9 protein-coding genes are annotated in these 8,712 nt (G+C 64.9%); 3 read left to right on the forward strand and 6 right to left on the reverse strand.

Annotation, left to right across the window (positions count from 1 at the left end; translation table 11 throughout):
• Genes NTCA1_RS11290 through NTCA1_RS11300 form a run of 3 tightly spaced genes read left to right on the forward strand, consistent with a single transcriptional unit; the run spans window position 1 to window position 2,934 of the window.
• Complete coding sequence (locus tag NTCA1_RS11290) at window positions 1-1,158, forward strand: S9 family peptidase (protein WP_159830572.1); 1,158 nt, start codon at window positions 1-3, stop codon at window positions 1,156-1,158.
• Complete coding sequence (locus NTCA1_RS11295) at window positions 1,155-1,961, forward strand: cyclase family protein (protein ID WP_086489861.1); 807 nt, start codon at window positions 1,155-1,157, stop codon at window positions 1,959-1,961. The genes NTCA1_RS11290 and NTCA1_RS11295 overlap by 4 nt, the downstream gene beginning before the upstream one ends.
• 7 nt (window positions 1,962-1,968) lie before the next feature.
• A complete protein-coding gene (locus NTCA1_RS11300) occupies window positions 1,969-2,934 on the forward strand; it encodes a fumarylacetoacetate hydrolase family protein (protein WP_086489862.1) in 966 nt (321 codons plus the stop codon).
• A 28-nt stretch (window positions 2,935-2,962) separates the two neighbouring features.
• Here the strand turns inward: NTCA1_RS11300 and NTCA1_RS11305 are convergent, their stop codons facing one another.
• The 6 genes from NTCA1_RS11305 to NTCA1_RS11330 all read right to left on the reverse strand — a co-directional run bounded on the left by NTCA1_RS11305 (window position 2,963) and on the right by NTCA1_RS11330 (window position 8,517).
• Window positions 2,963-3,217, reverse strand: coding sequence for a hypothetical protein (locus NTCA1_RS11305; protein WP_086489863.1), 255 nt, complete (start codon window positions 3,215-3,217; stop codon window positions 2,963-2,965).
• 88 nt (window positions 3,218-3,305) lie between these two features.
• On the reverse strand, window positions 3,306-4,649 hold the full coding sequence (locus NTCA1_RS11310; RefSeq protein ID WP_236549245.1) for an alginate export family protein: 1,344 nt from the start codon (window positions 4,647-4,649) through the stop codon (window positions 3,306-3,308).
• A 115-nt stretch (window positions 4,650-4,764) separates the two neighbouring features.
• Window positions 4,765-5,193, reverse strand: coding sequence for a DoxX family protein (locus NTCA1_RS11315; RefSeq protein WP_086489865.1), 429 nt, complete (start codon window positions 5,191-5,193; stop codon window positions 4,765-4,767).
• A 3-nt stretch (window positions 5,194-5,196) separates the two neighbouring features.
• Window positions 5,197-6,099 carry a glyoxalase gene (locus tag NTCA1_RS11320; protein ID WP_159830573.1) on the reverse strand — a complete coding sequence of 301 codons (903 nt, stop codon included), beginning with the start codon at window positions 6,097-6,099 and terminating at the stop codon, window positions 5,197-5,199.
• A 205-nt stretch (window positions 6,100-6,304) separates the two neighbouring features.
• Window positions 6,305-8,152, reverse strand: coding sequence for an amidohydrolase (locus NTCA1_RS11325; protein ID WP_159830574.1), 1,848 nt, complete (start codon window positions 8,150-8,152; stop codon window positions 6,305-6,307).
• 92 nt (window positions 8,153-8,244) lie between these two features.
• Entirely contained in the window at window positions 8,245-8,517 is a 273-nt protein-coding gene (locus NTCA1_RS11330; RefSeq protein ID WP_086489868.1) for a DUF1427 family protein, read from the reverse strand.
• Window positions 8,518-8,712: the final 195 nt, after the last annotated feature.

Consider the following 8,712-nt stretch of genomic DNA (forward strand, 5'->3'; position numbering starts at 1 on the left):
GTGGCCCTCTTCGAATATTTCCCGAACTATATCTGGAACCTCTCGGTCGCGATCGCGATGGAATCGGGCGCCCAGCTCGGCGAGATCGTCGATATGTGCAAGCCGATCAGGGATGCTGCCGACAGCGGGGCCGACGCCGGCACGCTGCAGTTCATGAAGGCCTGGGCTGCCATGGGCGACAAGCTGCTGGACCTTGCCGCCGAGGACGAGGCGAAGGGGCGCGCTTTCTCCGCCTCCAACAAGCTGGAGCGGGCGTCGCTCTACCTGATCACGGCGGAGCGGATGCAGGGGCACGGCGCCCCTGGCCGCGAGGCGACTTACGCAAAGGCACGCGCCGCGTTCGACCGCTCGACCGGGCTCGGCAGGATCAACCGCGAACGCGTGGAGATTCCGCTCGACAGCGGCACCATGCCCGCGCTGTTCACCCGCGCGCCCGGCGATGGCAGGAAGCCGGTCGTGGTATTCTGCAACGGTCTCGATAGCTGCAAGGAACTGCTCTACTGGACGCGCCTGCCGGAAGAACTGGCCCGGCGCGGCATTTCCACACTCTGTGTCGATCAGCCCGGCTCGGGCGAGGCGCTGCGTCTTCAGGGCCTGCCGGTCGATCCGCATTCGGAAAACTGGGCAAGCAAGGCGGTCGACTGGCTGGAGCAGCAGCCAAACGTCGATCCGATGCGCATCGGGATGACCGGAATCTCGCTCGGCGGCCACTTCGCACCGCGCGCGGTGGCCTACGAACCTCGCTTCGCAAGCGGCGCGGTCTGGGGCGCCAATCACAACTGGCGCGAAGTACAGGACAAGCGCATGGCGCGAGAGGGCGAGAACCCGGTGCCGCACTACTGGGGGCACGTTCACTGGGCCTTCGGCGCGAAGGATCAGGACGATTTCCTCGCCAGGTCGGAGGCGATGAACCTCAATGGTCACATGGATTCGATCCGTGTGCCGTTCCTCGTCACCCATGGTGCCGAAGACCGCCAGATCAGCGCAGGCTATGCCGATGACCTCTATGACCAGCTCGTCAATTCACCCCGGCGCGAGAAGGTGATCTTCACGCCCCGCGAAGGCGGCGTGGAGCATGTCGGCGCCGATAACATGGCTTACGGCCGCGACCTGATCTCCGACTGGTTCGCCGAAACGCTTGGAGGAGCAACCGCATGATCACCCATTCCTCAAGGCGGCGCTTCATCGATCTCTCGATCACGCTGTGCAACGACGTGGTGAGCGATCCGCCGTTCCTGAAGCCCGAGATCACTTACCAGAACCACATGGACACGGCGGGCGAACTGGACATGTTCTTCCCTGGCGTCACCGCCGAGGATACCCCGGACGGCGCCGGGTTCGCCGCCTCGGAATGGGTCAGGCTGACCACCCACAGCGGCACGCATCTCGACGCGCCCTATCATTTCCACCCGACGATGAACGGCCGGGACGGCGAGCCCGAACGTTCGATCACCATCGATGAAGTACCGCTGGAATGGTGTTTCCAGCCCGGCGTCAAGCTGGACTTCCGGCACCTGCCCGATGGCCACGTGGTGACCGCCGCCGAGGTCGAGGCCGAATTGGCGCGGATAGGGCATGACCTGCAACCGCTCGACATCGTTCTCGTCAATACGGCCGCGGGCAAGGCGCTTGGGCGGCCGGACTTCGTGAACGTCGGCTGCGGCATGGGGTATGAGGCGACTATGTACCTTACCGAGCGGGGGGTGCGCGTGACCGGCACCGATGCCTGGTCATGGGATGCGCCATTCTCGCATACGGCCAGGAAAGTGCAGGAAACCGGCGATACTTCGCTGATCTGGGAAGGCCACAAGGCGGGGCGGGACATCGGCTATTGCCATCTCGAAAAGCTGCACAATCTGGAGGTGCTGCCACCGCACGGCTTCACCGTCAGTTGCTTTCCCCACAAGATCAAGGGCGCGTCGGCAGGCTGGACCCGCGCCGTCGCCATCATAGAGGGCTGATTTCGGCATGCGTCTGGGAACACTGGCCGATGGCACGCCCGACGGCAGGCTGGTAGTGGTTTCGCAGGACGGCACGCGTTGCCTTGCTGCGTCGTTGCCCAATCTGCTCGGCGCGCTGGAGAGCTGGGCTGCCTGCGAAGCGGAATTGCGCGATCTGGCGGCCCGACTTGCAGCGGGGGAAGGGGCGCCGCTCGATGCAGCCCGATTGCGCGCGCCCTTGCCGCGTTCGTGGCAATGGCTCGACGGTTCCGCGTTCGGCACCCACGGCGAACTCATGCAGATCGCTTTCGGCCTGCCTCCCGTCGAGACCGATCGTCCGCTGATGTATCAGGGCATGTCCGATCGTTTCTACGGCCCCACCGATCCTGTGCCCTTTCCAAGCGAGGCCGACGGCATCGATTTCGAGGGGGAGTTCGGCGTGATCGTCGATGAGGTGCCGATGGGGGTGACCCCGGAACAGGCACTCGGCCACATCAAGCTGGTGGTCCAGATCAACGACTGGTCCTTGCGGGCGATCGCGCCGGTCGAGATGAAGACCGGGTTTGGCTGGGTGCAGGCCAAGCCGCCCTGTTCGATGGCGCCCTTTGCCGTCACCCCGGACGCTCTCGGCGATGCCTGGCATGACGGGCGGGTGTGCATGGACCTGCATGTGGACTGGAACGGAGAGCGGTTCGGACGGGCCGACGGCGGGGCGATGGACTTCTCGTTTCCTGAACTTGTCGCCCACGCCGCGCGCACGCGCGAACTCGTGGCCGGTACGGTGATCGGCTCCGGCACGGTGTCCAATGCGAATTACGGCGAAGTAGGTTCCAGCTGCATTTCGGAAGTGCGGGCCATCGAAATCATCCGTGACGGCAGGCCTAGCACGCCGTTCATGTCCTATGGCGACAGGATCCGCATGGAAGGCAGGACGGCCGAAGGCTTTGCGCCGTTCGGAGTCATCGCACAGACGGTCGTTCCCGCTGCACTTTAGCGGTCCGCGGTCATGCGTAGACAGGCCATCATTCGTAGACGGGATCTTCGAGCCGGTTCATCCACTCGGGGCACCCGTTCTCGGCATCGCCCCGGAATCCCTGGCTGTTGAACGCCATGAAATCGGATGCGGCATCGCGCGCCGTCATGTTCGCGGGGATGCGGTAGCTTGCAGCCACGGCGTCTCCGCAAGTTGCGGTCCAGCCCGCGATGTCCCGTTCGCGCTGGATCCAGAGCTGGACGAGCCAGAGAAAATCATGTCGTTTGTCCTGCATCGTCGGCATGATCGATCCTTTGGAAGTGATAGTCCGGCATGGCTTGCATGGGAATCGCCCGTCCCGCAACTGCCAAAATCTCAAGGACTTGGCTCAGTCAGAAGCGGAAATTGCTTTCGAGGCCGAGCATGTGGATGGTCTTTGCCGAGCCGGTCTGCCTGATGAAGGCGCCCGGTGCGAAGGCGGAGAGCGAGGCGGAAAGTTCGAGTTCGGCGGTCGCCTGCCAGGCCAGGGTGGCCTCCACTTCCTTGCCGACGAATTTCGCACGGCTGTCTCCCGCGTCGCGGATCAGGTTGCCGGGAATGTCGTAGATCCCGTCCGCGTTGGAAGCGCGCCAGTAGGCCATGGCGGCGAGGCTGGTGGAGACATCCGGCGCCAGTTGCAGGCCCAGCGAAGAATAGGCGTTGACGATGTTGTAGGGACCGACCGGCGAAAGCTCGCCGAAGTACTTGCCCTTGGGAAACAGCGCGTTGAAAGTGCCGAGGCGGTTGTCGCCGCGCTTGCCGTCGCCGCTCACGATATTGACCCGCACGGTGAGATCGGGCGCGAGCGGGGCGTCCGGGAAGGCGTGGCCAAGCTCGGTGCCGAGCGTCCAGGCCGAGATCGGACCGCCTGCGAAGCGGCCGAACTGATAGACACCTTCGACGTTCCAGTGCCAGTCACCGCCTGTGCCGTGCCAGCGTGCGCCGAGGCTGTGGCGGGTTTCCGTGCCTTCGCGCATGCCCCAGCGCGCGGCATCGTTGCGATAGCCGAGGTAATAGAGATCAAGGTTCGGCATTGCGGCATAGGCACCCCACAGCGCCTTGTCGGGCGAAGTGCGGTCGTTGAAATCACCCTTGCGCGCCTGCACGGGCTTTACCGCCAGCAGGCTGAGGGTGCCCGCGCCCAGCTTCACGTTCGCGCGCACGCCGTCGAACGCGATCGGCACGTTGGGGCCGTAGCGCGTGCCGATCAGCCGCTCGGTGCCGAGCGAGAGCATCTGCCGCCCGCCGCGCAGGGTGACTGGGCCGAGGTCGGCCTCGACGAAGCCTTGCAGCAGGTCCACGCCGCTTCCATCCACCGGGCCGGGCGAAGGGGCGACACCGACCGAAGTCGAGGCGATCGGTTGCACGAAGGCGCGCAAGCCTCCGACATGGAGATCGGCATAAGGCAGGGCGCGCAGCCAGAGGTAGCTGTCGTTCGGCGCCTCGGCATCGCCCCAGAGGTTGTTCTCCAGGTTCTCGTTACGCGCGCGCAGTTCGATGCCGGTGGAGAGCCAGGCGTCGTCGCCGATGGATATGTACTTGAACGGGCCGGTCCAGTGGTGGCCGCGCTTTTCGGCGTCGGCAAGGTCGGACCAGTCCTCGTCGTAGCGGGTGATCGAGAGGGTGGGGGCTTGCCAGGCTTCGGTGGGTTCGGCCTTGGCGCTGGTGGACAGGACGGCTGCGAGGAAGAGAGCCAATGCGGCGAACCGTCGTCCCGGACTTGATCCGGGACCGCTGTCTGTCTTTAGGCGCGTGCTCGCGAGCGGGGCGCGGCCCGGCCAGCGGTCCCGGAGCAAGTCCGGGACGACGAAATCAGGCACTGTTCTTCTCCCGGTAAGCCAGGATCGCCACGAGAATGAACCCGCCGACAAGACCCATGTGCTCGAAGAAGGCATTGGTCGCGCCGAAGCGCTCGGGGCCTGTGGGCATGGCCCAGAAGGCATTGGCGATCAGCGCGGCGAAGAAGGTGAACACGCCAAGCATTCCCGCGCCGAGCCAGACTAAACGGTTCGTAAGGATGAGCAGCGGGCCGATCAGTTCCACTGCGATGGTGAGCGCTGCCCACAGCGCGGGCGGGGTCAGGCCGAAGTGGGTCTGTTCCGCCACGGCGCCCTGCCAGTCGGTGAGCTTGGTGAGCCCGCCGACGAGGTAGGCGCCCACCAGCAGGAGGCGGGCGAGGAACCCGGTCGGTGCGAAGTCCAGCACCGATGCGACGAATTTGGGCGTACCGGTGCCGGACATGGCTCAGTTGACCTCGCCGGAGTGGATTTCAGCGATGTAACCGCCGGGGAAGCGGACGATGGCGGCCTGGCGCTTGCCGGTGCTGTAAGGCGCCACCAGCGTTTCGACGCCTGCGGCCGAAGCCTTGGCAAGCGTCACCGAAAGGTCGCTGACCGCATAGCCGGTCATGTCGCGGCCGTAGGGCCAGGGCAGTTGGCCATCCGAGACGTAGACTACCATCTTGCCATAACCGCTGGTGATCGCGACGCGGCGGATGGTCTTGCCGGGTTCGCCGATCTCGGCACCATTGGCGGCCTTGTCGTCGGCGGTGATCTTGGCGTGGGCGAAGCCGGTCCAGCTCTTGATGAAGGTCTGGGCGGCATCGACGGTCAGGTAGATGCGGTTCTCCGGCACGGTCTCAAGCGCGGTGTAGCTGGGCTTTGCGGTGTGCCAGTAGAGCTGCATGTTCACGCCGCCCGGCCACTGGATCACCGAGTCCCGGCCGATCGGGTCGGGGAAAGTCTCCAGACGGCGGACCGCGCCGTGGCTGACCGCAGACTTCACGGCGGCGTCGAGATCGGTGACCAGATAGCCGGTGCGCTCGTCGCCGAAGGGATAGGGGATCGGCGTCTTGAAGCCGAAGACCGAGACGGTGCCTGCGGGGGTCAGCACGAGCTGCGATTTTGTGAGGCTCTTGGTCGGCGTCACCTGGAATTCGCCCTGCTTGCTGGTGGTGCCACCGAAGGTGGCGACGAAGCTGGCAACGAAGGTGTCGAACTGGTCTTGCGGCACGTAGACGTGGGTGGTGTCGTACTGCGCGCCGACCGCGTAGTCGGCGGTGGCAGCAGGCTTGGCGATGGCGGCGGGAACGGCGATCGGGCTGGCGGCGATCACGGCAGTGGCGAAAAGGAAGGCAAGGCGCTTCATCGAGGGTCTCCTTGGGAGAGGTATTGGGGCGAGTTTCATCGTCGTCTCGGACATGTCCGGCTTCCGCGTGCTGGGCGGGGGCCGGAGCTTCCGAGAGCGGTTTAGGGCGCGAACGAACAGCTATCGATCCGAATAATATCGTTCGATATGTTCGAGATTATCGAATGAAATGCGGCCCTTCCTCATCGGGAAGGGCCGCACCGGGTCAGACGGCCCAGCAGCCGCAGCCGAGCGATCCCCAGAACGTCTGGACATCGGCGGCGGGAACATTGGCGCCGAGTGCAGCGGCATGATCATGCCCATGGACGCCGCAGCTGCTGGCGCAGCCGCAGGCAGAGGCCAGCTTCTGCTTGGCTTCGGGCGTCTGGTAATAGCCGCCGAAGGTGGCGACCGGCGACCAGTCGGGCATCGGGCGCGGCAGTTCCGGGGCGAGCGGGCGATAGTCGCCCTCACCGTGTACCACCTTGCCGCCCAGCAGGGTCAGGATCGAGCGGATGTGGACGATCTCATTGTCCGGCACGCTGAAGTAATCGTCGGACAGCAGCGCGAGGTCGGCCAGCTGGCCCGCTTTGATCTGGCCCTTCTTGCCCACTTCGTTCGAGAACCAGGTGTTCTCATGCGTCCACATGCGCAGTGCCTTCTCGCGGCTGACGCGGTTGTCGCCGCGATAGAGCGAAAGGCCGCCCACGGTGCGCCCGGTGACCAGCCACGAGAGCGAGACCCAGGGGTTGTAGCTGGCAACGCGGGTGGCGTCGGTACCGCCGCCCACGGGGATACCGGCAGCGATCATGCGGGCGATCGGCGGCGTGCGTTCGGCGGCCTTCGCGCCGTAGCGCTCGACGAAATATTCGCCCTGATAGGCCATGCGGTGCTGCACGGCGATGCCGCCGCCAAGCGCGGCGATACGGTCGATATTGCGGTCCGAAATGGTCTCGGCGTGGTCGAAGAACCAGTTGATGCCTTCGAGCGCGATGTCGCGGTTGACCTTTTCGTAGACGTCGAGCGCGCGGCCGATCGTCTCGTCATAAGTGGCGTGAAGGCGCCAGGGCCAGCGGTTCTCGGCGAGCAGGCGGATGACGGGCTCGAGATCGCCTTCCATGCTGGGCGCCATGTCCGGGCGAGGCTGGCGGAAGTCCTCGAAGTCGGCGGCGGAATAGACCAGCATCTCGCCCGCGCCGTTGTGGCGATAGGTGTCGTCGCCCTGTCCCGGCGTGACCTGCTTGGCCCAGCCCGCGAAGTCCGCCAGTTCTTCCTTCGGCTTCTGCGTGAAGAGGTTGTAGCTGATGCGCACGGTCAGCTGGTCTTCGGCGTGCAGCTTCTCGATGATATCGTAGTCGTCGGGATAATTCTGGAAGCCGCCGCCCGCGTCGATCACGCCGGTCACGCCCAGCGCGTTGACTTCGCGCATGAAGTGGCGGGTGGAGTTGAGCTGGTATTCGGGCGGCAGCTTGGGGCCCTTGGCGAGCGTGGAATAGAGGATCGTCGCATTGGGCTGGGCCAGCAGCAGGCCGGTCGGGTTGCCGGCGGCATCGCGCACGATCTCGCCGCCCGGCGGGTTCGGCGTGTCCTTGGTATAGCCGACGACGCGCAGGGCGGCGGCATTGAGCAGCGCGCGGTCGTAAAGGTGAAGGATGAAGACCGGGGTATCAGGCGCAACCGCATTGAGTTCCTGGATCGTCGGCAGGCGCTTCTCGGCGAACTGGTGTTCGGTAAAACCGCCGACGACGCGGACCCACTGCGGGGGCGGCGTGTTGTCGACCTGCTTCTTCAGCATGGCCATCGCCTCTGCCAGCGAAGTCACACCGTCCCAGCGCAGTTCCATGTTGAAGTTAAGCCCGCCGCGGATGATGTGCATGTGGCTGTCGATCAGACCGGGGATCAGGCGGCGCCCTTTGGCGTCGATCTCCACCGCGCCGGGCGCGGCGGCTTCGCGCGCTTCCTGCTCGCTGCCCACGGTGAGGAACTTGCCGTCACGGATGACCACGGCTTCGGCCTGCGGGTTTTCTCGGTCGAGCGTGGTGACCTTGGCGTTGACGATGATCGTGTCGGACATGGAAGTTTCCCTGGAACGTGCGGTTTGACTGGAAATGAGTGAGGGCAGGAGCGAAGTTGCCGCCGCTCCCAGCAAAGTGTTGCGCCGGGTGATCACGCTTCCGCCTTCTCTTCGGAAGTGCGGCAGGGGAACTTGTCCCCAGGAAGCCGTCCCAGGACGTGCTTGCGGCAGTCGGTCTGCACGAACTGGGCGACTTCCTCGTGGGCCATGATTTTCTTCGCCAGCGGAACGATCTGCTCGCCCAGGAGGATACCGAGAAGCCCGATCAGGGCAATCATCGGCGGGGCCGGCGAACGGACGCCGAGGAGACTGTAGACCACGCCTACCAGCAACCCGGCGGCAATCGAGAGAAGGTAGGGCTTCATCTGAGGTTTCCTTGGTACTCGTTGGGAGCTTCGACAGGCTCAGCCTGGGCGGGTTTTAATGCTTCAGTTTCACCTTCGCTCACCCTGAGCTTGTCGAAGGGCCATCCTGAGCCTGTCGAAGGATCTAAGGCGGGCTCAGTGACCGCCCTCGGATGCGCCAAACATGGTCTTGGCGTAATTGATGCCGATACCGTA

This window comes from Novosphingobium sp. TCA1, from assembly GCF_009811895.1.
Taxonomy (GTDB): Bacteria; Pseudomonadota; Alphaproteobacteria; order Sphingomonadales; family Sphingomonadaceae; genus Novosphingobium; species Novosphingobium panipatense_A.